Origin of the sequence: Beutenbergia cavernae DSM 12333, assembly GCF_000023105.1 — a bacterium.
Classification (GTDB): domain Bacteria; phylum Actinomycetota; class Actinomycetes; order Actinomycetales; family Beutenbergiaceae; genus Beutenbergia; species Beutenbergia cavernae.
In genome coordinates, this window is the sequence record NC_012669.1 from 542,332 (window position 1) to 566,559 (window position 24,228).

Annotated in this window: 21 protein-coding genes and 1 riboswitch; of the genes, 11 read left to right on the forward strand and 10 right to left on the reverse strand. The window is 70.4% G+C overall.

Annotated elements, in window-relative coordinates; all coding sequences use genetic code 11:
* Nucleotides 1-52 precede the first annotated feature (52 nt).
* Both BCAV_RS02460 and BCAV_RS02465 read left to right on the forward strand, forming a co-directional pair.
* Nucleotides 53-811: a YaaA family protein gene (locus BCAV_RS02460; RefSeq protein WP_012725531.1), complete on the forward strand. Its 759-nt coding sequence runs from the start codon at nucleotides 53-55 to the stop codon at nucleotides 809-811.
* Nucleotides 812-973: 162 nt separating this feature from the next.
* Entirely contained in the window at nucleotides 974-1,456 is a 483-nt protein-coding gene (locus BCAV_RS02465; RefSeq protein WP_012725532.1) for a hypothetical protein, read from the forward strand.
* Between the two features lie 405 nt (nucleotides 1,457-1,861).
* Here the strand turns inward: BCAV_RS02465 and BCAV_RS02470 are convergent, their stop codons facing one another.
* Together BCAV_RS02470 and BCAV_RS02475 are read right to left on the reverse strand one after the other, a co-directional pair.
* The gene (locus tag BCAV_RS02470; protein WP_012725533.1) at nucleotides 1,862-3,064 is read right to left on the reverse strand and encodes an MFS transporter; all 1,203 of its coding nucleotides are present in this window, start codon (nucleotides 3,062-3,064) and stop codon (nucleotides 1,862-1,864) included.
* Between the two features lie 116 nt (nucleotides 3,065-3,180).
* Nucleotides 3,181-4,266 (reverse strand): DNA polymerase domain-containing protein, encoded by a 1,086-nt coding sequence (locus BCAV_RS02475; RefSeq protein ID WP_012725534.1) that lies wholly within the window; start codon nucleotides 4,264-4,266, stop codon nucleotides 3,181-3,183.
* A gap of 117 nt (nucleotides 4,267-4,383) precedes the next feature.
* Between BCAV_RS02475 and BCAV_RS02480 the strand changes: the two genes are divergently transcribed.
* The 7 genes from BCAV_RS02480 (at nucleotide 4,384) to BCAV_RS21335 (ending at nucleotide 9,272) form a co-directional block, all read left to right on the forward strand.
* Entirely contained in the window at nucleotides 4,384-5,061 is a 678-nt protein-coding gene (locus BCAV_RS02480; RefSeq protein ID WP_012725535.1) for an SIMPL domain-containing protein, read from the forward strand.
* 3 nt (nucleotides 5,062-5,064) lie between these two features.
* Nucleotides 5,065-5,742, forward strand: a complete 678-nt coding sequence (locus tag BCAV_RS02485; protein WP_012725536.1) for a DinB family protein — start codon at nucleotides 5,065-5,067, stop codon at nucleotides 5,740-5,742.
* A 94-nt stretch (nucleotides 5,743-5,836) separates the two neighbouring features.
* Nucleotides 5,837-6,178, forward strand: coding sequence for a PadR family transcriptional regulator (locus BCAV_RS02490; RefSeq protein ID WP_012725537.1), 342 nt, complete (start codon nucleotides 5,837-5,839; stop codon nucleotides 6,176-6,178).
* Nucleotides 6,175-7,155 carry a hypothetical protein gene (locus tag BCAV_RS02495; RefSeq protein WP_012725538.1) on the forward strand — a complete coding sequence of 327 codons (981 nt, stop codon included), beginning with the start codon at nucleotides 6,175-6,177 and terminating at the stop codon, nucleotides 7,153-7,155. The genes BCAV_RS02490 and BCAV_RS02495 overlap by 4 nt, the downstream gene beginning before the upstream one ends.
* A 9-nt stretch (nucleotides 7,156-7,164) precedes the next feature.
* Entirely contained in the window at nucleotides 7,165-7,485 is a 321-nt protein-coding gene (locus tag BCAV_RS02500; protein WP_342617339.1) for an acylphosphatase, read from the forward strand.
* A gap of 48 nt (nucleotides 7,486-7,533) precedes the next feature.
* A complete protein-coding gene (locus BCAV_RS02505) occupies nucleotides 7,534-8,205 on the forward strand; it encodes a pyridoxine/pyridoxamine 5'-phosphate oxidase (protein ID WP_012725540.1) in 672 nt (223 codons plus the stop codon).
* A 227-nt stretch (nucleotides 8,206-8,432) separates the two neighbouring features.
* Nucleotides 8,433-9,272 (forward strand): CPBP family intramembrane glutamic endopeptidase, encoded by an 840-nt coding sequence (locus BCAV_RS21335; RefSeq protein WP_012725541.1) that lies wholly within the window; start codon nucleotides 8,433-8,435, stop codon nucleotides 9,270-9,272.
* 73 nt (nucleotides 9,273-9,345) lie between these two features.
* Here the strand turns inward: BCAV_RS21335 and BCAV_RS02515 are convergent, their stop codons facing one another.
* Together BCAV_RS02515 and BCAV_RS02520 are read right to left on the reverse strand one after the other, a co-directional pair.
* Entirely contained in the window at nucleotides 9,346-10,743 is a 1,398-nt protein-coding gene (locus tag BCAV_RS02515; RefSeq protein WP_012725542.1) for an MFS transporter, read from the reverse strand.
* Between the two features lie 158 nt (nucleotides 10,744-10,901).
* Nucleotides 10,902-11,561, reverse strand: coding sequence for a DUF4097 family beta strand repeat-containing protein (locus tag BCAV_RS02520; RefSeq protein WP_012725543.1), 660 nt, complete (start codon nucleotides 11,559-11,561; stop codon nucleotides 10,902-10,904).
* 238 nt (nucleotides 11,562-11,799) lie between these two features.
* On the opposite strand from BCAV_RS02520, the gene BCAV_RS23595 reads away from it, so the two are divergent.
* Nucleotides 11,800-12,561: a GbsR/MarR family transcriptional regulator gene (locus tag BCAV_RS23595; RefSeq protein WP_012725544.1), complete on the forward strand. Its 762-nt coding sequence runs from the start codon at nucleotides 11,800-11,802 to the stop codon at nucleotides 12,559-12,561.
* Between the two features lie 105 nt (nucleotides 12,562-12,666).
* Here the strand turns inward: BCAV_RS23595 and BCAV_RS02530 are convergent, their stop codons facing one another.
* The 4 genes from BCAV_RS02530 to BCAV_RS02545 are packed head-to-tail and all read right to left on the reverse strand — an operon-like array spanning nucleotide 12,667 to nucleotide 19,341.
* Entirely contained in the window at nucleotides 12,667-15,714 is a 3,048-nt protein-coding gene (locus BCAV_RS02530) for a type I restriction endonuclease subunit R (protein WP_012725545.1), read from the reverse strand.
* On the reverse strand, nucleotides 15,711-16,544 hold the full coding sequence (locus BCAV_RS02535; protein ID WP_012725546.1) for a restriction system modified-DNA reader domain-containing protein: 834 nt from the start codon (nucleotides 16,542-16,544) through the stop codon (nucleotides 15,711-15,713). The genes BCAV_RS02530 and BCAV_RS02535 overlap by 4 nt, the downstream gene beginning before the upstream one ends.
* Nucleotides 16,544-17,770, reverse strand: a complete 1,227-nt coding sequence (locus BCAV_RS02540; protein WP_012725547.1) for a restriction endonuclease subunit S — start codon at nucleotides 17,768-17,770, stop codon at nucleotides 16,544-16,546. Before BCAV_RS02540 ends, BCAV_RS02535 begins: the two co-directional genes overlap by 1 nt.
* Complete coding sequence (locus tag BCAV_RS02545) at nucleotides 17,767-19,341, reverse strand: type I restriction-modification system subunit M (protein ID WP_012725548.1); 1,575 nt, start codon at nucleotides 19,339-19,341, stop codon at nucleotides 17,767-17,769. Before BCAV_RS02545 ends, BCAV_RS02540 begins: the two co-directional genes overlap by 4 nt.
* Nucleotides 19,342-19,549: 208 nt before the next feature.
* Here BCAV_RS02545 and BCAV_RS02550 point away from each other — a divergent pair, with 208 nt between their 5' ends.
* A complete protein-coding gene (locus tag BCAV_RS02550) occupies nucleotides 19,550-20,803 on the forward strand; it encodes an ATP-binding protein (protein WP_012725549.1) in 1,254 nt (417 codons plus the stop codon).
* 192 nt (nucleotides 20,804-20,995) lie between these two features.
* Here the strand turns inward: BCAV_RS02550 and lpdA are convergent, their stop codons facing one another.
* Entirely contained in the window at nucleotides 20,996-22,390 is a 1,395-nt protein-coding gene (gene lpdA, locus BCAV_RS02555; protein ID WP_012725550.1) for a dihydrolipoyl dehydrogenase, read from the reverse strand.
* A gap of 222 nt (nucleotides 22,391-22,612) precedes the next feature.
* Nucleotides 22,613-24,076 carry an aminotransferase class V-fold PLP-dependent enzyme gene (locus tag BCAV_RS02560; protein ID WP_012725551.1) on the reverse strand — a complete coding sequence of 488 codons (1,464 nt, stop codon included), beginning with the start codon at nucleotides 24,074-24,076 and terminating at the stop codon, nucleotides 22,613-22,615.
* A 33-nt stretch (nucleotides 24,077-24,109) separates the two neighbouring features.
* Nucleotides 24,110-24,223: riboswitch (SAM riboswitch) on the reverse strand.
* Nucleotides 24,224-24,228 lie beyond the last annotated feature (5 nt).

Consider the following 24,228-nt stretch of genomic DNA (forward strand, 5'->3'; position numbering starts at 1 on the left):
CACGACTCCCTCCGACGGGTGAGATGTGGGGCGGCGTCCCTATGCTGGCCGCGTGCTGCTCGTGCTGCCACCGTCGGAGACGCAGGCGCGGCCGTCGGCGGGTTCGGGCGACCCGCTCGACCTCGCGGACCTGTCGTTCCCCGGCTTGACGGACGCCCGGGAGCGCGTCCTGCGCGGCATGGTCGCCACGAGCACCCGGCCGGACGCGCTGCGCCGACTGGGCGCGCCGGCCGGTGCGGTGGCGGACGTGCTGGCGAACGTCGACGTCGAGGATGCTCCGACGCGGCCCGCCGTCGAGCTCTTCCACGGCGCGCTGTACGCCGGGCTCGACGCCGCCTCCTGGGACCCGACCACCGCGCGCCGGGCGGGTCGGCGGATCGTGATCCTGTCGTCGCTGTTCGGCGCGCTCCGCGCGCACGACGCCGTCCCCGCGTTCCGGCTCCCCGTGTGTGCGCTCCTGGACGGGCTCGACGTCGGGCTCGAGCGGTACTGGCGCGCTGAGCTGGGCCCGGTTCTCGACGAGGCGGCGGGGCGCGAGCTCCTGGTCGATGTGCGCTCGAGCAGCTACACCTCGCTGTGGAAGCCGGGGCCGGACGTCGCGGAGCGGTGGGTTCTCGTGCGCGTGCCCGGTTCCCCGTACGAGGCGAAGCGGACGCGTGGGTTGCTCGTGCGCCACCTGTGCGGGCTGCCGCAGGGTCCGCTCGAGCCCGAGGAGCTCGTGCCCGCCGTGGCGGAGGCGTTCACGACGGCGCTCGCCCCGCCGGAGCGGCCGGGGCGACCCTGGGTGCTCGACGTCCGCCTGGCCGGCTGACCAGGCCACGTCGTCCGGTCGGGGCGGTGGCCGGCTCACCGTCGTGACGGATGTCATCGCCGAGCGGTGAGGTCCGCGGACGAAGCGGTGACACGGCGCCCTACTGCCGTCGCGCCGTCGCGGAGAGGCTGGGAGCAACCCCAACGAAAGGTGTGCTTCCCGATGTCCGACCTCATCGTCAACCTCCAGGACTTCACGGAGTCGTTGCCCCCGCTGCTCCGGTGGGTGGGGGTGATGCTCGCCGGGCTGATCCCCTACGTCGAGGCCGAGGGTGCGGCGCTCATCGGGACCGTCGCCGGCATCCACCCGGCGGTCGCGATCCCGGCCGCTGTGCTCGGCAACGCGATCGCGCTGGCCGTCGTCGTCGGGATCACGTCAGCTGTGCGCACCGGTGTGACGCGCAACCGCACGTCGGACGCCAACCCGAAGCGGGAGCGCATGCGGCGCGTGTTCGACCGCTGGGGCGTGCCGGGCGTGAGCCTGCTCGGTCCGGTCCTGCTGCCCAGTCACGTGACCGCAGCCGCGATGGTCGGCTTCGGCGCCCCGCGCGGCAAGGTCCTCGCCTGGGGAGTCGTCGCCGTCGCCGCGTGGGCCGTGGTGATCGGCCTCGTGGCCTACCTCGGCATCCGGGCCACGCTCGGCTGACCGCTCCGGGACGACGTCGCCAGGTCGGCGCGCGTCGACGTTCTGGTCGTCTGCGGTGGGGACGGGATGCGTTGCTGGGAACCTGGTCGTTCTGGTCGTTCTGATCGTTCTGGTCGTCTTGCGGTTCGGCGAAGCGACCAGAACGACCAGGTTCCCGGAGCACCAAACCCGCGGATCGTGTTCCGCCTGGCAACCTCAGACTCAGGGGCGCAGGTCGAGGCAGAAGCCCGGGTACTCGGGGTAGGCGCCCACGCGGTCCGCGACGAAGCCGAGTGATTCGTAGAACCCCACGGCGCTGGGGCTCGCCTGCCAGGTGCGGCTGAGGTGTGGTCGCGTGACGGGGTCGTTCGGCGGTGCCCGACGCCGCGGATCCCCCCCCGCAGGTGTGCTGGCGGGCGGGCGCCGTCAGGCGAGCCGACGGCGCCGCGCGGTGAGCGTGGCCACGGCCAGGTGCAGCGCGAGCGTGGCCGCAAGCACGACTGCGGCGACCACCAGCAGACCGGGCGGCTCGAGGCCGCCGGCCAGGGTGAGCCCGCCGAGGCCGCCGCCGAGCGCGGACCCGAGCGAGATCGCGCTCGCGTTGAGCGCCATGACCATGGTCGCGGACTCCGGCGCCATGGCGGCCAGCCGCGCCTGCTGCGGCACGGCCGCCCCGCCGTTGCCCACGCCGGCGACGAAGAACCACACCAGACCGAGCACGGCCGTGACCGACAGCGACGTGACGGCGAAGGACACCGCACCGAGCACGCTGTTCAGGAGCAGGCCCACCAGGATCACGGTGAGGACGCGCGCGGGCGTGAAGCGGTCGGCCAGGCGGCCGGTGAACGCGTTGCCGAGCAGGCTGGCGAGGCCGTACCCGAACATGATCGCGATGATCATCCAGCTCTCCGGGTGCGTCGGGCCCAGGATGAGGACCGCGTACGTGAAGCAGGTGTAGCTCGCGCACAGGATCCCGGTGGTGACGAGCAGGCCGCCGACCAGCTGGGGGCGGCCCAGCGGCCGGAGCCGCTCGCGCAGAGTGGTGGCAGGCAGGGTCAGACGCGGGAGTCGCAACGCGATCCCGACCAGAGCGACGGCGCCGACCACGGCGACCATGACCAGGGGGAACCGCCAGCTCGACTGGCCGAGGAGCAGTCCGACCGGCACGCCGAGCGCCGTGGCCGCCATCCAACCTCCGAGCACGAACGAGAGGGCCCGGCCCCGGTGCTGCTCGGGCGCGAGGTGGATCACGTAGCTCGTGATGACGGCGTTCAGCAGGCTGGCGCCGAGGGCCGACAGCACGCGCCCGCCGAGCGCGGCCGGGTAGTTCGGTGCGAGCGCCACGGCCAGGTTCCCGGCCACGAACACGGCCAGCGACGCCGCGATGGTCCGACGGCGTTCCCAGCCGCCGGTCGCTGCGCCGAGGATCGGACCCGCGAGCGCCGAGGTCAGCGCGAACACGGAGACGAGCTGCCCGGCCCACGAGTCGCTGACCTGGAGGTCGCCGGCGATCGCGGGCAGCAGCCCGGCCAGCACGTAGCCGTCGATGCCGGTGGAGAACGCGGCCACGGCGAGCCAGATCAGCGCGTGGTACGGCAGGCGGGACGGCGTCGTCGACGGCGTCGTCACAGAGAGTGGTGTCGTCACAAGTCTGCGTGCCCCGCCGCGGTCGAGTTCTCGAATGGCCTCGACGAGGCTATCGGGTGCCGCGGTGCGCCTCGTCGTGCGGAGGAGCCGGGCGGCCGTCAGTCGTCGCGCGGGCGGTCGCGGTCCCGCGACGGCTGCACGCGCTTCGGCTCGCCCGGCATCTTCGGGTACTCCGGCGGGTAGGGCAGGTCGCCCAGCCCGTGGTCGCGCTCGTCGCGCGCCGCCCACTCGAGCAGCACGTCGAGCGATCCCGCGGGGTGGTCGGCGTCGCCGTTCGCCCCCGCGAACAGGTCGCCGACCTCCGCGAACCGGTCCGGCATCGTCAGCACCGTGAAGTCGTCGGGCTGCACCTGGTCGACCTCGTCCCACCGCAGCGGCGCCGACACCGTGGCCCGCACGTTCGCCCGGATCGAGTAGGCGGACGCGATCGTGCGGTCCCGCGCCATCTGGTTGAAGTCGATGAACACCCGCTCGCCGCGCTCCTCCTTCCACCAGTTCGTGGTCACCTGCTCCGGAGCGCGTCGCTCGACCTCACGGCCGAGCGCGATGACGGCGCGCCGTGCCTCGACGAACGACCAGCGCGGCTCGATCGGCGCGAACACGTGCACACCGCGCCCGCCGGACGTCTTCGGCACAGCTGTGAGCCCGGCCTCCGCCGCGACCTCCCGCACGAGCGGTGCGAGCCGGGCGGAGTCGACGTAGTCCGTACCCGGCTGCGGGTCGAGGTCGATGCGCAGCTGGTCCGGGGAGTCGACCTCGGGACGGCGCACCGGCCACGGGTGGAACGTCAACGTCCCCTGCTGCGCGGCCCAGGCGACGACGGCGAGCTCGCTCGGGCAGACCTCCTCGGCCGTGCGCCCGCTCGGGAACGTGATCTCGACGGGCTCCACCCAGTCCGGCGCGTACTGCGGCACCCGCTTGCTGTAGAAGCCGTCGCCCTTGGCGCCCTGCCGGGTCGTGAGCTTCATCCCGTCGGCGTAGCCCTGCGGCCAGCGCTCGAGCGTGGTCGGTCGCTCCTTCAGAGCCGCGAGGATCCCCTCGCCGACACTGATGAAGTACCGGACGACGTCAAGCTTCGTGACGCCGTCGCCGACGCCTGCGAACAGCACCTTGTCGGGACTGCTGACCTTCACGGTGCGGCCGGCCACGTCGAGCTCGACGGGCGGCGTCTGGGCGCGTGCCATGCACGCCAGGCTAGGGCCGGCCGCCCACACGCGCTCGGACCGTGCCCGTGAAGACCGGGACGCGTATCGTGCGGCACGGGTCGCGGGTCGCGACCGACGAGAGCCGGGAGGGCCCACATGCCGACCATCGCCGTCAGCGGGAGCACCGTACAGCACCACCCCGCCGAACGCGGGACCGTCCGGCTCGCCATCACGTTCACTGGCGATCGCCGCGATCACGTGTTCCGCGCCGCGGAGAAGCTCCACGGGAGCGTCGTCGCCCAGGCGAAGGAGCACGTGGCGGCCGGCGCTGCGACGTGGTGGGGGTCGGACCGCGTCGTGGCCTGGAGCTACGACGAGTGGGTCAAGCCCAAGCCGCACCAGGACGGCGTGAAGGTCCGTCGGTTCCGCGCGTCGGCGGCCGTGCGCGTCAAGTTCGCCGACTTCGCCGCACTCGGCGCCTGGGTGTCGGACGTCGGGGTTCTCGAGGGCATCCAGGTGCAGGGCATCGAGTGGGCGCTGACCGAGAAGCGGCGCGACGCCGTCGTCGCGCAGGTCCGCACGGCCGCGGCGCAGGACGCCGTCACGCGGGCACAGGCGTACGCGGACGCGCTCGGCCTCGGCCCCGTGCGGCTGCTCGCCGTGTACGAGGACGGGCTGCGTCCCCATGTGTCCGCCGGCGCCCCCGGCCCCGTGGCGTTCGGCGCCCGAGCGATGGCCGCGGATGCCGGCGGGGGCGCGTTCGAGCTCCGCCCCGACGACATCGACGTCCACGCCGAGCTGACCGCCGACTTCGAAGCCGGAACCTCGGCGTAGCCCGTGCGCGTCGCGGTGTACGTCGACCCGAGCGCCGGCATGGCGCACGACGGGTGGGCGAGCGCCACGACGTTCGACCTGGCCGCATGGGGCGTCGTCGGCCAGGGGCCCGACGACGGCGCGGCGCTCGCCGACCTGAGCCGTCGCCTCACGGACGCCGGCGTGGTGGTGGACCCCGCCGTCGTCGAACGGCTCGAACCCGCACCCACCGGCACGGAACGGCTCTTCGGCCCGGAGCTCCTGCCGGCGACCCCCGAGCAGCGGGTCGCGACGCAGGCGGTGCTCGACGACGTCCGCCCGCGCACGCTCGCCCTGCTCGACTCGCTCGGCGAGGCGGAGCTCGACCGGGAGGACCCCGAGCGCGACCTGCCGGCGTGGGCGGCCTGGCGAACGCTGCGCGCGATGTTCTGGCACATCGCCGACTGCGAGACGAGGTACTACCTCGCGTGCCTCGGGATCCCGGCGCCGCCCCGCCTCCAGGACCTGCGCGCGGAGCTGGTCGCGTCGGCCGCGGCGGTGCGGGAGGCCGTGGCGACGATGCCCGCCGATCTCGTGGTCGACGTCGGCGCGGAGGGGCGGTGGAGCACCGTCAAGGTGCTGCGCCGGCTCGCGTGGCACGAACGCGACGAGCTCGTGGCCATGACCGCGCTGGCCGCGCGGGCGCGCGGCGCGACGGCGTAGCTCGCCCTCCCGACGACGCCGCGCTGGGCACCTGGTGCCTGACGCCATATGCCGCGTATTGCCATAGTGTGTGACACACAATAGGGTGATGGACATGAGCATGGATGACACGTCCGCTGGGCACCTGCAGGAACTCCGCCGCGGCACGGTCGTGCTCGCGAGCCTGGTGTGCCTGCGTGAAGCCGGATACGGCTACGCGCTGCTCGACCAGCTCGACGGGCTGGGCATCTCCGTCGACGCGAGCACGCTGTACCCGCTGCTCCGCCGCCTCGAGAAGCAGGGGCTTCTCGTCAGCGAGTGGAACACCGACGAGGCGCGGCCCCGCAAGTTCTACCGCACCTCGCCCGCGGGCGAGGCTCTCACCGCCGCGCTCGTCGCCGACTGGCGACGGCTGAACGACTCGATCGAATCCCTTCTGAAGGAGAACCCCTCATGAGCCGGCAGTCCCTCACGGACCGCTACGTGTACGCCGCCCTTCGTACGGTCCCCGAGGAGCAACGGGCCGAGCTCGACCCCGAGCTGCGGGAGCTCGTCGCCGACCGCATCGAGGCGCAGGACGCCGACGAGGCGGGAGACGCCGAACGGGCTGCTCTGCTCGAGCTCGGCGACCCAGCCCGCCTCGCGGCGTCGTACATCGACCGCCCGTTGCAGCTGATCGGCCCGCAGCACTACCTCCAGTGGTGGCGGTTGCTCAAGCTGCTGTGGGCCATCGTTCCGGCGTGCGTCGCCGCGGCCGTCGCGCTCGGGCTGGCCATCTCGGGCGAGAGCGTCGGCTCGATCATCGGGCAGACCATCAGCGTGGTCATTCAGGTCATCGTGCACATCGGCTTCTGGACCACGCTCGTGTTCGCCGTCCTCGATCGCACGGTCAAGGAGCCGCTGGTCGAGTGGACTCCGGACTACCTGCCCGAGATCCCGACGGCGGGCGGCGTCTCCGGCCCCTCCCGCCTCTCCCGCGGCGACGTCGTCGGCGGGACCGTGACCCAGCTGCTGCTCGTCGGCGCGCTGCTGTGGGGGACCTTCGGCTCCCCGTGGCCCTGGACGTCCGTGGACCCGCTGCTGCAGTCGGACCTGTGGCCGATCTGGGTGCTGTACTTCGCCGTGGTCGGCGTCGGTCAGATCGCACTCCTGGTGGCGACGTTCCGCCGGGGATTCACCTGGCCCCTGGCCGCCGTGAAGGTGGCGCTGAACGTGGCGTTCGCCGTCCCAGCCGTGTGGCTGACGGCGTCCGGTCGGCTGCTCAACCCGGACGTCGTCGCCCTGGCCGGCGACTCGGCCACCGACGTGGACACCGTCCTGACGGCGATCATCGTGATCACCGTCATCGTGATCGCCGCCTGGGACTCGATCGACGGCGCGATCAAGGCGTCGAAGCAGGCGCGACTCGCGCGGCGCGAGCGGGTGGCGGCGTAACCTCCGGACGTGAACGTGCGCGACGCCGACGCGGCCGGTGCCCCTGCGGGTGCCGGCCGCTCGCGCGTGCGCCGCCGGGCCGTCGTCACGGGGATCGTGCAGGGCGTCGGCTTCCGGTACTCGGCACAGCACGTCGCGGAGTCGCACGGTGTCGACGGCTGGGTGACCAACCGTGGCGACGGCGCTGTCGAGGCCGTGCTCGAGGGGTCGCCGGACGCCGTCGAGGCCGTCCTCGCGTGGCTCCGCGAGGGGCCGCCGGGCGCCTGGGTGCGGGACGTCGTCGTCACGTCCGAACCACCGGCGGGGGAGCGCGGCTTCGAGATCCGCTGAGGGCGGTCGCGACGACTCCGTGGGCGCGCGCCCGCTACCGTCGAGCCCGTGACCTCCTGGCGTGAACGACTCCGTGCCCTGCCCACCATCCCCGCGGAGGTGGAGGATCTCGACGTCGCCACGCTCCCGGGCGACCCCGTGGACCTGTTCACGGCATGGCTCACCGAGGCGATCGACGCCGGCGTCCCGGCGCCGCACGCGATGACGATCGCGACGTCTGGTCTGCACGGCGAGGTGAGCGCTCGCGCCTTGATCCTCAAGGACGTCGGCCCGCACGGCTGGGCGTTCGCCACCCGTCGGGACTCCCTCAAGGGCGCGCAGATCGCGGACAACCCGCGGGCGGCGCTCGTGTTCCTGTGGCCAGCGCTGGGCCACCAGGTGCGGGTCGTCGGCCCCGTTCGCGACCTCGGCGACGACGCCGCAGCCGCCGACTTCGCGGCGCGCTCTCCGTACTCGCGGGCGAGCGCGCTGGCCGGTCACCAGGGGGACGAGCTCGCCGACGTCGCCACGCACCGCCGGGCGTACGCGGACGCGCTCGCCCGAGCGCAGGCCGATCCCGACCTGACGCTGGCCGCGTGGCGGGTCTACGCCGTCGTTCCGCGCGAGGTGGAGTTCTGGCACTCCAGCGCGGCCGGGCAGGTGCGCGTGGTCTACTCCCGGCCGGTGGACGACGACGCCGCACCGGGCGGGGCGTGGCGGCGCACTTTCCGCTGGCCCTGAGTTGGCGGTCTGGGGCACCGCCCCGCCACCGCCGAGTGCGTGACCTCGCCCGCGACACGCCGGCCGGCGGCGCGAGGGATCATTCACTCGAGGAGTCGGCTCCTGGCGCGGGCTCCGTGGGTGGTCCGGCGGGGGCGCGGCCGGTCGCGCCGTCGCGCGGCGCCGGTTAGTTTGGCGCCGGTCGAGAGCGTTGGCGGTCGGCGGCATCCCGCCAGGAACGGATGGTCATGTCGTCACCTGTGGAGCCCTCCACCGCGCGCTGGCGCGCTACGCCGTCGGTACCCGTCGCCGCGGTGGTGTTCGTCGTCTACTGCGTGATCGTCATCGGCTTGATGAAGGCCGCTGGCGTGGGGTACGAACACTTCTTCGACAGTGCGCAGGCCGCGCTTCGCGCCGTCGTCCTACCGCTCGCCGCGGGTGCCGTCTGGCTGACCGCTTTCCTCGTCTGGGCGCGCTGGGACCACGTGTTCCGGGATGCGCGCCGCCTGCCGACGAGCTGGTTCCTGTGGATCCTGCCGGGTCTCATGGCGCTCGTCGCCGTCCTGCATCTCCTGGGCCTCGACTGGAATCGGTTCACGCCCGGGCACGTGCTCGCCGTCCTGCTCGCGAGCCTGCTGGTCGGGTACACGGAGGAGACGCTGTTCCGTGGCATCGTCCTGCGGGCGCTGCGCCAGGGCGCACGGTCCGAGGGCATGGCCATCCTCTGGACGACGCTGTGGTTCGGCGGGTTCCATCTCACGAACCTCCTGCTGAACGAGCCGGGCGCCGTCCTTCAGGTCGTCTTCGCAGCGCTCACCGGCACCGCCCTCTACCTGGCTCGCCGTGGGACAGGAACGATCATCGCGGCGATGGCGCTGCACGCGCTCTGGGACAACTCGACGTTCCTGGCCGGCGTCCACACGTCCGACAGCGGCCCCGCCCTCGCGGCGAACGCCCTCACGACCGTGGTCTACCCGCTCGCCGCTGTGACTCTCGTCGTCCTCGTGGTGCGCGACCGCCGGCGCCCGGCGCGTGAAGCCATCACCGCAGAGCCGGGCCAGGTCACCGAAGCCGACTCCCGGTCCTGAGGGCTCGGACGCCGCCCCACCGTCGTCGAGTGCGTGACCTCTCCCGCGACACGCCGGCCGGCGGCGCGAGGGATCACGCACTCGAGGAGTCGGCTCCTGGCGCGGGCTCCGTGGGTGGTGGGGGCGCGGGCGCCGGCGTGCGGATCCCGACCCACGAGATCAGCCCGCCCAGCCCGAACAGCACGGCCGTGGCGACGAGCGAGCGGTGGAACGCGGCGACGTCGAGAGTCGAGCCGATGACGATCCCCGCCCCGGCCACGGTGAGCAGGCCGGCGACGCGCGCGACGGCGTTGTTCACCGCGGAGCCGATGCCCGCGCGCTCCGGCTCGACGGCGCCGAGGATGGCCGCCGTCAGCGGCGACACCGTCATCGCGAGACCGAGGCCGAACACCACGATGCCCGGCAGCAGCTGCGTGAGGTAGGTGGCCTCCGCCGTCGTGCCCAGCATGAGGAGGTACCCGACGCCGGCGACGAGCGGCCCCGCGGTCATGAACAACCGCGGGCCGAACCTCCCGGCGAGGCGCCCGAACCAGCCGGAGAGCAGCAGGAGCAGCACCGTCGGCGGGAGGAGCGCCAGCCCGGCCTGGGTGGCCGTGTAGTTGCCCACCTGCTGCACGAACAGCGTCAGCAGGAACGAGCCGACGCCGAGCGCCCCGTAGACGGCGAACGTCGCGAGGTTCCCCCACGCGAAGTTCCTCGCCCGGAACAGGGCGAGCGGCAGCATCGGGTCGGGGGAGCGCCGCTCCCAGACGACGAACCCGACGAGCGACAGGACGCCGACGACGAGCGAGACCCACACCACGGGGTGGGTCCACCCGAGCCGGGCCTGCTCGATGAGCGCCACCACCGTGCCGCCGAGGCCGACGGCGGCCAGCGCCGCCCCGAGGACATCGATGCGCCTGCCGGCCTCGACGGCGTCGCCTCCGCGGAGGGCGGCCATCAGGATCAGCGTCACGGCCACCGGCAGCACGTTGATGCCGAACACCCAGCGCCACGACGCGGCGTCGACGAGCACCCCGCCGATCAGCGGGCCGGCGATGAACGCCCCCGACGTCCACGCCGTCCACGTGCCGATCGCCGCCGCCTGGGCCTGGCCGCGGAACTCCTGGACGATGAGCGCGAGCGAGCTCGGCACCAGGAGCGCACCCGCGGCGCCCTGCAGCGCGCGGGCCACGATCAGCACCTCGGCGGTCGGGGCGAGGGCGCACAGCACGGACGTCGCCCCGAACAGCACGAGCCCGATCGTCATGATGCGGATGCGGCCGTACACGTCGGCGAGCGAGCCCGCGAGCAGGATGAACGCGCCGAGCGTGATGAGGTACGCGTCGACGACCCACTGCTGCGTGACGAGGCCGCCACCGAGCTCCGTCTCGATCGCGGGCAGCGCCACGTTGACCACCGCGCCGTCGAGGAACGGCACGAACGCGGCGAGGATCGCGACGACGAGGGCGCGTCGCTGGCGCGGACTCACCCGCGCGACGCTACGCCCCACCTCCGACGGCGGCGCGGCAGACGTCGCTCACATGCCGCGAGGTGCGGATCTCCCGCCGAGCTCGCCCGAGGTGACAGGCGAACTCGGCGGGAGATCCGCACCTCGGTGCGGGTACCGGAGCCCGGAGGGCGACGGCGTCAGTTGCTGCGGGCGGAGATGTTGCCGTACGAGGTGGTCGCCCGGATCTCGAGCTCGACGCTGCCAGTGTTCTGCAGCGCGTTCTCGATCCGGCCGTAGCTCGTGCCGGCGTCGAGGGTGGCGGAGACGCCGGAGGCGGCGCCGACAGTGACGTCGCCGGCCTGGGTGCGCAGCTCGACGCTGCCGCGCGTGGCCTCGTCGATCCGGATGTCGCCCTTGGTCGTGCTGATCTCCGCCGGGCCCGTGAGGCGGCCGACGGTGACGTCGCCGGCGATGGCCGTGACGCGGAGGTTCGCCGCCTCGTCGAGCTTCACCGTGCCGTACGAGCTCTCGATCGTGACGTCGCCGAGCCGGCCGACGCCGCGCAGCTCCGCGGGACCCTTCGCCTCCACGCGGGAGCCGGCGGGCACCTGGACGGTGACCTCGACCGCACCGGACGGGCCGAAGAGCTCGTTCTTCGTCGGCGTCGCGATCCGGAGGACGCCGTCGGAGAGCTCGACGGTCGTGCGCTCCTCGGCCTTGACGTCGCGACCCTTCGCGGCGTTGGCGGCCCGGACGTCGACGGTCGTGTCGGCGCGGTCGGCGGCGATGACCTGCACGCGCCCGGCGGGGACGTCGATGACGGCGGTGACGGTGGTGGGGGTGTCGAACGTGTACATCGTGCTCAGCTCCTGTGCTCGGTTGCTACCCGGTGTTTCTGACATGAGAAACGCTACGTTGCGTTCGCTATTCAGGCAACCATCATGTTGCGTCACGCGCACATAATTGCAGGTCACACCGGACAGATCGTTGCACTGAACCAGAAAGCAATGCAATGAGGGGTATCGCCTACGTTGCAATGGCGAGCGATGAACGCTACGGTGGCGGCGTCGGTGGACGACGGCGGAGGGACGAGGGATGCCGGGAGGCAGGCTCACGCAGCAGGAGCGGCGGCAGATCGCGCTCGGCCTGGCCGACGACCTCGCCTACGCGGAGATCGCCCGCCGACTCGAGCGGCCGACGTCGACGATCACGCGCGAGGTGATGCGCAACGGCGGCCCGACCGCCTACCGGGCCGACCTCGCCCACCGCGCGACCGAGCGTCGGGCGCACCGCCGCCGGGAACCGGCCGTGCGTGCGTCGCGGGACGTGCGGACCGACGGCCGTGACGCCGCGGCCGTGCGGGCCTACGAGGAGTCGTTCACGGCGCTGCTCATGCAGTCGGGCCTGCCGCGCATGGCGGCCGGCGTGCTGACGTGCCTCTACACCGCCGACGCCGGGAGTCTCACCGCTGCGGAGCTCGCGGAGCGCCTGCAGGTCAGCCCGGGGTCGATCTCGAAGGCGATCACGTACCTCGAGAACCAGGGGCTCGTCATGCGGGAGCGCGGCGAGGGCAGGCGGGAGCGCTACGTCGCCGACACCGACGTCTGGTACCAGTCGATGGTCGCGTCGGCGCGGTCGAACGCCCAGCTCGCCGAGACGGCGAGGGCCGGCGTCGCCGTCCTCGGTCGCGGCACGCCCGCGGCCGTGCGGCTCGAGAACATGAGCCGCTTCGTCGACTTCGTCGGCGAGAGCATCGCCCGGGCTGCCGAGCAGGCGCGGGAGATCCTGTCGACGACGTCGCAGGCGCCGCCGGGCCCGGGTGGTGGCTCGGCGTCGTCCGGCGAACCCGGCGCCTGAGGCCGCAACGCGCTCGCGCAGTACGCGAACGGGGTAGATCGCCGGCGCAGGACGCTGCTGATCTACCCCGTTGGCGCGGCCCCGGTCACAGGACCGCCTTCCCGATCATTGCAAGTCGAAGAACCGCTCGAAGAACGCCGTAAGTCTCTCGATGACCGTCTGCTTCTTGGCACCGTGGTTCGAGCCTTTCGCAAACCGCGACACCGGGGGCAGGAGCGCGGTCACCGCGGTGCCGGTGACCCGAACCTGGCCGTCGCGGAACGCGGTGTCGATGAAGGCGCGTGTCTGGTCGGGCTTGAGGTTCTCGTCCGCGATGATCTGCTCGAGCTCGGCGTCGCGCTTCGTCGCGACGTAGGCGCGCCACTCGGCAGCCACGTCCTCATCCACGGACAGCCGGTCGACGAACTCCTCGATGAGGTCCTTCTTGTTGCGCAAGGACGGGCTGGAGTCGATGGCCCGGTCGATGGTCGCCCTGATCTCCCGGTCGTCACCGTCGCCCTTGGCCGCCCGGTACTTCTCGACGAGCATGAGGATGTAGTCGACGTTGATCTCGACCTGCTTGATTAGCTCGATCTCGAACACGACATCGTCGTTGATCGTCTCCCGCTCCGCGGTGTCGGCGCGACGGAACGACTGGTACAGGTCCAGGTAGATCGACTGGTAGTCCTGCAGGTCCCGGTCGGACAGGATCTGGTTGCCCGCGAAGTTGTCGAAGGAGAGCAGGATGTTGCGGAGCCGCAGCAGCGCCCCGAAGACGGCGATGAAGTCCTTCTGTGCCTGCTCCCCGACGATCGGCGTGCCGAGGGGGAAGCGCTCGCGCAGCTCGGTGACCTTGTCGGCGTACTCGTCGAAGTACTCCCCGTAGGGCTTGAGGAGGACGATGCCGGCGGCGTCCTTGTTGCCAAACAGCGCGATCGCGTCGTTCGTCTCCTGCTCGAGATCGCGGAAGGAGACGATGTTGCCGTAAGTCTTGACCGAGTTCAGGATCCGGTTGGTCCGCGAGTACGCCTGGACCAGACCGTGCGCGCGCAGGTCCTTGTCCACCCACAGGGTGTTCATCGTGGTGGCGTCGAACCCCGTGAGGAACATGTTGACGACGATGACCAGGTCGATCTCGCGGTCCTTTAGCCGCAGCGACAGGTCTTTGTAGTAGTTCTGGAACTTGTCCGCGCTGGTGTCGAACGAGGTCCCGAACATGTCGTTGTAGTCCTGGATTGCGTCCTCCAGGAAGTCCCGTGAACTGGCGTCGAGGTCGTGAGTCTCGAACTCCTCCTCGCCCAGCAGCCCGGCCGCGGTCTCGTCCTCGGCCTCGTTGGCGGCGTAGGAGTAGATCAGCCCGACCTTCAGCTTCTTCGCGTCAGGCAGGTCCTCCTGGAGGAGGCTGAACATGTTGTAATAGACCTTCGCCGCGTCGATCGACGCGGTCGCGAAGAGCGCGTTGAACCCCACGACACGCCGGTCCTTCAAGGCGTACGTCTGGTTGCGCTTGGTCTTCTGGTCGAAATGGTCCAGGACGTACTGGGTGACCTGGCGCACGCGGGCCGGGTCGAGCAGCGCCCTCTCCGTGTCGATCGCCGAGACCTGCTTGTCGATCACGGCGCCGACCTTGACGGTGTTGACGTAGTCGATGCGGAACGGGAGCACGTTCCTGTCGGTGATCGCGTCCACGATCGTGTACGTGTGCAGCTTGTCTCCGAACGCCTGCGCCGTGGTCCGGAGGGTCGGGTTCCCGCCCGTGCCGGCGTTGACCGCGAAGATCGGGGTCCCGGTGAACCCGAACAGGTGGTACCGCTTGAACGCCTTGGTGATCGCGGTGTGCATGTCGCCGAACTGGGAGCGGTGGCACTCGTCGAAGATGGTCACCACGTGCCCGCCGTAGATGGCGTGGCCCGCGTTCTTGGCGATGAACGTCGACAGCTTCTGGATCGTGGTGATGATGATTCGCTTCGACGGGTCCTCGAGCTGCCGCTTGAGCACGGCAGTGGAGGTGTTGGAGTTCGCCGCGCCCTTCTCGAACCTGTCGTACTCGCGCATGGTCTGGTAGTCCAGGTCCTTGCGGTCGACGACGAACAGCACCTTGTCCACGCCACCGAGCTTCGAGGCGAGCTGCGCCGTCTTGAACGACGTCAACGTCTTGCCCGAGCCGGTGGTGTGCCACACGTATCCGCCGGCAGACAGCGTGCCGAACCGCTTCTGGTTCGACGACGTCTCGATCCGCGTGAGGATCTGCTCGGTCGCAGCGATCTGGTACGGACGCATCACCAGCAGCATCCGGTCCGCTGTCTGCACGCAGTACTTCGTCAGCACGTTCAGCAGCGAGTGCTTGGCGAAGAACGTCCTGGTGAACCCGACGAGGTCCATGATCGGTCGGTTCGTCGCGTCCGCCCACCACGACGTGAACTCGAACGAGTTCGACGTCTTCCGCCCGCGCTTGGCCTTGCCCTGCTCGCTCAGGTGCTGGCTGCGGGTGGTGTTCGAGTAGTACTTCGTGAGCGTCCCGTTGGAGATCACGAAGAGCTGCACGTACTCGAACAGGCCCGATCCGGACCAGAACGAGTCGCGCTGGTACCTGTTGATCTGGTTGAACGCTTCCCGCAGATCGACCCCGCGGCGCTTCAGCTCGACGTGCACGAGCGGGAGTCCATTGACCAGGATCGTCACGTCGTAGCGGTTCGCGCGCCGCGGCCGGCCGGCCCCGTCCGACGACGGCGCACCCGGCACCTCGTACTGGTTGATCATCTGCAGCCGGTTGTTGTGGATGTGGGTCTTGTCCAGCAGCGTGATGTTCTTGCTCGTGCCGTCATCGCGCTTCAGGAGCTGAACGTGGTCCTCCTGGATCCGGACCGTCTTCTCGACGATGCCGTCCCGTTCCCCGGCGATCCTCTCGGCGAAGAACCGCTTCCACTCGGCATCGGTGAAGGTGATGTGGTTCAGGGCCTCGAGCTGCCTTCGCAAGTTCGCGACCAGGTCCGACTCGGAGGTGATCGGCAGGTACTCGTAGGCCTGCTCACGCAACAGGCGGACCAGCTCGGCCTCGAGCTCGGCCTCCGACTGGTACCGCGTCGCCTCGGCGGGGTCCGCCGTGAACTCCGCGACGACGGTCGAATCCGACGACATCGCGATCGGCTCGAACTTCGACGCGGTGTCCGTCACAGCACACTCTCCCCATCGACCTCGGCAAGCCGGTCGCGCAACGCGTCGAGGGTCGGCCCGCGAAGGTCGCCGACGCGCCATGTCGTCCAGCCGTTGGATGACCGAAGCCCCAGCGCCTGCTGGGCGGCCGTGCTCGGCGATGCGTACGCGACACCCGCGACGATGATCTCTCCCGACGTCGTCACGGTGCCGCTCGCCGCGCGTCCCCCTTGGCTGAGGTGGACTTCTGCTCCCGCTCGTAGCAGTCCGGCGGCAAGGAGGTCGGCGACCGTGCCGCGCTTCGCGATCGGGCTCTTTCGCCTCGTTCCTCGGGGGGAGGTGCGTTCCAGCTCGTCGGCCTCCTTGTGCGTGTCCACGCCCGCGAGCCGGAGTGCGGCGAGCACGCTCGCGAGCAACTCGTCGAGCGAGAGCAGCATGTGCGGAGGAAGCGTGGTGTCCTGGTCACGTTTGCCCTCGATGACGGCGACACCGGGGATCGCGGCCAGCTCGGCAGCGACGCGGCCCTCGAGGTAGCCGATCTCCGCGCTGTTGAACCCGTGGGACGTGTCGCGCTTGATCGCCACCACCCGCGACCACGCCAACTTGGGTCTCGAGGGATGGTGCAGCAGGCGCCTGCGCAGGTCGACGGCCTGGCCTACGTACAGCTGGTGGGTGCCGTCGTCCGTCAGGAGTACGTAGATGCCCGGGACACCCCACTCCTCCGGCGTCAGTCGATCGACGTCGCGACGCGCCGCGTAGGCGACCCGCAGCGCGTGCGAGACGAAGTCCGCCACGACGGGCGCCGTCGACGCCGACGGGATCTGGACGTTGACCGGGATCACCTGCGACATCAGACCGTCAGCTCCTCGAACGACAGCAGCCGGTCGCGGTAGTGCGCGTACTGCTGACGACGAGCCTCGATCTCCGCCGGCAGCCCCGACGACAGGTCGTTCACCAGCGCGTCGAACTTGTCGAGCAGGGCGACGATGCGCTCCTGGTCAGGCATAGCCGGAACCGGGACTCGGAAGTCGGCGACGATCGCCTTGTTCAGGTTGTTCTGGGATCCCACCTGGCGCTGAGCGAGGAGTCTGTCCTTCGAACTCAACATCGTGTAGTACAGATAGTCGACAAGGATGCCCGAGCCGTCTCGAGGTACGAGGCCGAGGATCGCCTGGTTGGTGGCCATCGGGATGCTAGTGATCGTGACCTCCCCGAGACTCGCATAGATCGAAAGCAGGAGTGTCCCCGCATCGAACACCTTCGCGGAACTGTTGGCCAGCCCCTCTGGCGTGATAGTCCTCTGCGTCCTCCGGATGTACTTTGAGGCCGACGTAATATCGCTGATCGCACACCAAGGGATGTCGCCGCCGTAATACACGGCATTGTCTGACTTCGGGGTGCCGCCAGACTGGATCGTACAGAGTTCGCTCAAGGTCGCCCAGCTCACTGCCTCACTTCCGCCGAATGAGAGAAGCGCGTCCCGGTAGTGGGCGTACTGCTGCTTGCGGGCCTCCAGCTCCGCCTCCAGCTCCGCCTCCAGCTCCGTGAAGGCATCCAGGATTCGCACGATATCGCGCTGGACTTCAAGCGGTGGCGCCGGGAATTTGAACTTCTTGAGTCCGACCATGTCGACAGAGGCAAAGCTGGAGACTGTGGTGTTGTTCTTGCACCACTCGTCGAGTACGAAGCAGTAGTAGAAGATGAACTTGATCTCGAAGCGATCCTGGTACTTCGGTTTGAGCGCGAGCGAAGTGAACCTCTGGTTCGACAGGTGCGGGACCGAGATGAGTGCGTGCTCCCCGATCGTCGCCGAAGTCGCGACGATGATCGAGTTGGCTGGAAACAGCCGACCACCTTTGACCGCCGTCGTGGCGATGTGCTGGATCGAGTCGTCGAGCACGCGGCCTTTCTCGCGGATGTCTTCCATCCGGAACCACGGCACTGTGCCGTCTGCCCAAGCCGACGCATCGGATTTAGGCGGCGTGTAGCCGTTTCTGGTCGAGAACAGTTCTGCGAGCTCGATGTACTCAACGCCGTCGGGCGCGTACCGCCGGATGAGGTCGTCGATGCGGCTCATGCGCCTGCACCCTCGAGATCAGCGACGATGGCGTCGATCTGGGTACGCAGCGCGGCCTGTCGTTCGACGATGCCGGCGATGCGGGCGTTGAGCTCGGTGATGTCGACGACCTCGCGTGTGTCCTCGGCCTCGACCCACGACGACACGGAGATGTTGTAGCCGTTCTCGGAGATGGCCTCGTTGTCGACGAGCTTGGCGACGTGCACGACGTCGTCGCGGGTAGTGAACGCGTCAAGGATGCGCTGCTGGTTGGCCTCGGTGAGCTTGTTCTTGTTGCCCCCGCGAACGAACTGGGCGGAGGCGTCGATGAACAACACGCCGTTGTCGGCCTTGGACTTCTTGAGCACGATGATGCAGGTCGCGATCGCAGTGCCGAAGAACAGATCGGGAGGGAGCTGGATGACGGCGTCGACGAAGTTGTTGTCGATCAGGTACTTGCGGATCTTCTGCTCCGCACCGCCGCGGTAGAGCACGCCGGGGAACTCGACGATCGCCGCGGTCCCGTTGACCGCCAGCCACGACAGCATGTGCATCGTGAACGCCAGGTCCGCCTTGGACTTCGGGGCGAGCACGCCGGCCGGTGCGAAGCGCGGATCGTTGATGAGGAGCGGGTTGGCGTCGCCTGCCCACTTGATCGAGTAGGGCGGGTTGGACACGATCGCCTCGAACGGCTCGTCGTCCCAGTGCATCGGGTCGATCAGCGTGTCGCCGTGGGCTATGTCGAAGTGTTCGAAGCCGACGTCGTGCAGGAACATGTTGATCCGGCACAGGTTGTACGTAGTCAGGTTGATCTCCTGGCCGAAGTACCCCTGGCGTACACCGCCCTTGCCGAGCACCTTGCGGAACTTCAGTAGCAGCGAGCCGGACCCGCACGCCGGGTCGTACACCTTGTTCACGCTCGTCTTGCCCACGACCGTGATCCGGGCGAGCAACTCGGAGACCTCCTGCGGTGTGTAGTACTCCCCGCCCGACTTGCCGGCCGCCGAGGCGTACATCTGCATGAGGTATTCGTACGCGTCGCCGAACGCGTCGATCTTGTTCTCGCTGAACGTGCCGTTGCCCAGGTTCAGGTCGCCGATGGCGTCGAGCAGCCTGACGAGCTTCTCGTTGCGCTTGGCTACGGTCGGGCCGAGCTTGTTGGAGTTGACGTCGACGTCGTCGAACAGGCCCTTGAGGTCATCCTCCGCCTCGGTGCCGACCGCGGAGGACTCGATGGTGCGGAAGACACGCTCGAGCGTCTCGTTCAGGTTCGGGTCGCGTGCTGCTCGGGCGCGGACGTTCGCGAACAGCTCGGAGGGACGGATGAAGAACCCCTTCTCCGCCACGATGCCCGCGACCACCTCATGGTCCGCGACGACAGAGTTGGGGGCCGTGACGTACTCGAAGTCTGTACTGCCGGCATCGCGCTCCCCTGCGTTGAGGTAGGCGGTGAGGTCCTCCGAGATGTACCGGTAGAACAGGAAGCCGAGGACGTACGCCTTGAAGTCCCAGCCGTCGACGCTGCCGCGCAGGTCGTTCGCGATCCTCCAGATGGTCTTGTGCAGCTCGGCCCTCTGGGTCTCGCGGTTCATGCTCAGACTCTCCCGTCCCACGTCGGCGCCGGCGCGCCGCAAACGTCGAGGCCACCAGGGGCGCCGTTCCGTGGAGGCTATCGGCATGGGCCGACACTCACCCGCCGGCGTCACCGCTGACGGATCGTAGAGGTCAAACCCGACGAACTGTCGGACTCAAACCCGACGAATTGTAGAGATCAGAGCCGACGAACTGTAGACTTGCGCCATGACGGACTATCGGCCACGGGTTGTGGACGCCGAGCTCGCACGTCGCATGCGCGTGATGGGCGCGGTGCTCATCGACGGCCCCAAGGCCGTGGGCAAGACGCAGACAACGACGCGGGTGGCCAAGACCGTGCTGCGGCTCGACGTCGACCGGGTGGCACGAGCGGCCCTGGAGACTGTGCCGGAGCAGCTGTTCGAGTACCCGACCCCGATCCTGTTCGACGAGTGGCAGGAGACGCCGGACCTGTGGAACCTGGTCCGGCGTGCGGTCGACGACCACCGCCGCAAGGGCTTGTACCTGCTCACCGGGTCCGCAACGCCACGAGACGACACCCGGATGCACTCGGGCGCCGGGCGGATCGGGCGCCTGCGCATGCGACCGATGTCCCTGTTCGAGTCCGGCCACTCGGACGGCTCGGTCGGCGTCGCCGCCCTACTTGATGGCGAACGAGTCACCGGCACCACGAACACGCTCACCGTGCCGCAGCTCCTCGAGCGGATCGTCGTCGGCGGCTGGCCCGAGATCACCGACTGGGACTGGACGGACGCGCGCGATTGGCTCACGGACTACCTGCGCAACCTCGCCGAGGTCGACGTCCCGCGTCTCGGACCGCGCAGGAACCCGGGAAACATCGCTCGCCTGCTTGCGTCCCTCGCGCGGGCGGTCGGGACACCGCTGAACCGGTCCGCCCTGGAGGTCGAGGTGGGCGGCGCGACCGGCCCGATCGCCTCGGAGACCCTCAACAACTACCTCGACGCACTCGAGAGGCTGATGGTGCTCGAGCCACTGCCGGCGTGGCGACCCCACATGCGTTCGCGCACCCGGCTCCGCACGACGCCGGTGCACCACTTCGTGGACCCGTCGATCGGGACGGCCGCACTCGGCGTCGGCCCGGCCGACCTGCTCGCGGATCTCAACGCGGCCGGCTTCCACTTCGAGTCGATGGCACTGCGCGACCTGCGGATCTACTCTCAGCCCCTCGGAGCGACGCTGTCCTCCTGGCGCGACACGCAGGCCAACAAGGAGATCGACGCGATCCTCGAGCTCCCGAACGGCACGTGGGCGGCGTTCGAGTTCAAGCTAGGGGAGGGCGCTACGGACGCCGCCGCAGAATCCCTCAAGGCCTTCGCGAGCAAGGTGGACACCAGGAAGCACGGAGAGCCCGCCGCCCTCGTCGTCATCAACGGTGGGCGCTTCACGGTGCGCCGCGACGACGGCGTCACGGTCGTACCGCTCTCCGTTCTCGGCCCCTGACTCGGTGGCCCGAGAACCTTCGTCTCGCCAGTGCTGCCCGGCCAAGGTCCGGGGCGCGGTCGAGCGCTCGCGGCAGGCCCGGATGTGCCGACGGGTCGTGCGCTGGGCGCCGCCGGCGCCCGAACACGGCAACGGGAAGGATCGCTGCTGGCAGGGCGCAACGATCCTCCCCGCAGACGCGAGGCGAACGCCTCAGAGGTTGATCATGTGCCCCGTGATGCCGTGGAAGGCCTCCTTGACGGCCTCGCCCAGCGTCGGGTGCGCGAACACGACGCGGGACATCTCGTCGGCCGTGAGGTCCCACGTCTGCGCGGTGTTGATCGCCGGCAGCAGCTCCGTGACGTCCGGGCCGATCATGTGCGCGCCGAGGATCTCGTTGTGCTCCGCGTCGGCGACGATCTTGACGAAGCCGATCCCGTCGCCCAGGCCCTGCGCCTTACCGTTCGCGCTGAACGGGAACTGCGCGACCTTGATCTCGTGGCCGGCGTCCTTCGCCTGCTGCTCGGTGAGGCCCATCGAGCCGATCTGCGGGTGGCAGTAGGTGGCGCGCGGGATGAACCGGTAGTCGATCGGCATGGTCTCGGCCCCGGCGATCGTCTCGGCCGCGACGATGCCCTGCGCCTCGGCCACGTGCGCGAGCATCAGCTTCGCCGTCACGTCGCCGATCGCGTAGATGCCCGGCACGTTCGTGCGCATGTAGTCGTCGATCTCGACGGCGCCGCGATCGGTGAGCTTGACGCCGACGGCCTCGAGCCCGAACCCGGCCGTGCGCGGCGCGAACCCGATCGCCGAGAGCAGCCGGTCGGCCTCCAGCACCTGCTGCTCACCGTTCGCCGACACCGTGACCTTGACCCCGCTGCCGGTGTCCTCCACGGACTCGACCTTCGTGCCCGTGAGGACCTTCACGCCGAGCTTCTTGTAGTGCTTGGCCAGCTCCTTCGAGACGTCCGGGTCCTCCAGCGGGACCATGCGGTCGAGGAACTCGACGATCGTGACGTCCACCCCGAAGTTCGCCATCACGTACGCGAACTCGACACCGATCGCGCCGGACCCGGCGATGATGATCGAGCCGGGCAGGTCGGCGTCGAGGATCTGCTCCTCGTAGGTGACGACGTTCTCGCTCACCTCGACGCCGGGCAGCATCCTCGTGACGGACCCGGTCGCGAGGATGAGGTCGTCGTACGTGAGCTGCTCGGTGGCGCCGTCGTTCAGGGCGACGTCCATCGCCTTCGGCCCGGTGAGCGTGCCCCAGCCGTCGATCTCCGTGATCTTGTTCTTCTTCATCAGGAAGTGGACGCCCTTGACGATGCCGGCCGACACCTGGCGGCTGCGCGCGTGCGTGGGGCCGTACGCCATCGTGGCGTCGCCCTCGATGCCGTACTTCGCCTTCTCACGGTTCAGCGTGTGCGCGAGGTCGGCGTTCTTCAGCAGCGCCTTGGACGGGATGCAGCCGACGTTGAGGCAGACGCCGCCCCAGTACTTCTTCTCGACGACCGCCACGGACTTCCCGAGCTGGGCCGCGCGGATCGCGGCGACGTAGCCACCGGGGCCCGCACCGAGGACGACGACGTCGTAGTGAGTTGCCATGTGGCTCAGCCTATTGGCCGCGAAGGGTCGCGCTCGTGGGCGTGGACGTGCCCTCCGTCACGCCTCGGCGGCTCGTTCGCCGGAGTGGTCGACAGCCCGTCGCCGAGTGCGTGGATCCTCCCGGGTTCGACGGCGTGTCGGCGGGAGAGAGCACGCACTCGGCGGAGGGGTAGGCGGCCGGGGTCGGCGCCAGCGCGGGTCGGCGCGAGCAGGGCCGCCGGCTCAGGCGGGGGTGGACGCCAGCGCGTGGGTCGCGGCGTGCGTCGCAGGCTCGGGGGCGGGCCCGCAACCCACGCCCGCCGCGGCCGTGGCCAGGACGGCGGGCGCCGTCGCGTCGGCCCCGAGCGCCGCCAGCAGCGACACCGCCTCGGGCAGGACTCGCTGGTCCGCCGCCGGCTGCCACCGCCCGTTCACCACGACGTACTCCGCGCCCGGTCCCTCGTCGAGGTAGGCGCGGACGCCGGCGAGCAGCCGGTCGACGTCGTCGGCAGTGGTCCCCAGCCCGATCGACGCGCGCAGCGCCCCGGCGTCGAGGTCGAGCCGGGACAGCAGCGGGTGCGCGCAGAACCGACCGTCGCGTACGCCGACGCCGTGCTCGGCGGACAGGTACGCGGCGACGAGCCCCGGGTCGTGCCCGGGCAGCGCGAACGTCACCACGCCCACCGGCTCGCCGACCGCCTCCGCGCTGTCCGACCACAGCGCGACGGTCCGGACGCCGTCGAGCTCCTCGAGTCCGGCCACCAGCCGCGTGCGCAGCTCGGCGTCGTGCGCGCGGAGGGCGTCGTCGCCGATCGCTGTCAGCTCCCGCGCGGCCACGCCGAGGGCGAGCGCCCCGATGACGTTCGGGCTGCCGCCCTCGTGCCGCTGCGGCGCCGGCTCCCACGTGGTGGACGACGCCGTCACGTTCGTCACGGCGCCGCCCCCGGCCAGGTACGGGCGGCCGGCGTCGAGCCAGTCGCGCCGACCCACGAGCGCCCCCGCGCCGTACGGCGCGTAGAGCTTGTGGCCGGAGAGCGTGACGTAGTCGGCGCCCGAGGAGGCGAGCGAGAACGCCCGGTGCGGCAGCAGCTGGGCGCCGTCGACGACGACCCGCACGCCCGCCGCGTGGGCGAGCTCGACGACGTCGTCGATCGGCAGCGCCTCGCCCGTCACGTTCGACGCGCCGGTGACGGCGAGCAGCGTGTAGTTGCGCGTGGCGAGCGCGCTCGTGAGCGTCCGCAGCGTCTCGGCGACGGTGGGTCGCAGCGCGAGGACGTCGGCGCCGCCGGCCGAGCGCTGCCAGGGGAGCAGGTTGGCGTGGTGCTCGAGGTCGAGCACGAGCACCGTGCCGCCCTCGGGCACGCACCCGGCGAGCAGGTTGAGCGCGTCCGTGGTGTTGCGGGTGATGACGACGACGTCGTCGGTGCGCGCCCCGACGAACGTGCCGATCGCCGTCCGGGACGCCTCGTACAGCGCCGTCGAGACCTGCGACAGGTAGCCGGCGCCGCGGTGCACGGAGGCATAGAGGGGGAGCGCACGGGTGACTGCCTCCGCGACGGCGGCGAGCGCCGGGGCGGAGGCCGCGTAGTCGAGGTTGGCGTACCGCACGGTGCGCGGGGCCGCGCCTGCGCCGGCAGAGGTGTCCGGCGTGACGATCGGGACGCGCGAGTCGAGACCGACGATCGGGGCGAGCGGGGACGTGCTCATGGTGAGGCCTCCTGGGTCCGTGGACCCGGTGAGGGTCCGCGCTTGCGGGCGTCACCTCGACGTCCGCCAGGTCGTCACCCGGGGCACCCCACCGCGGAGGAGGGTTGCCGGCCAGCGAGCCGGGGCTTGGCGCTGGCGCTCATGACCTACGC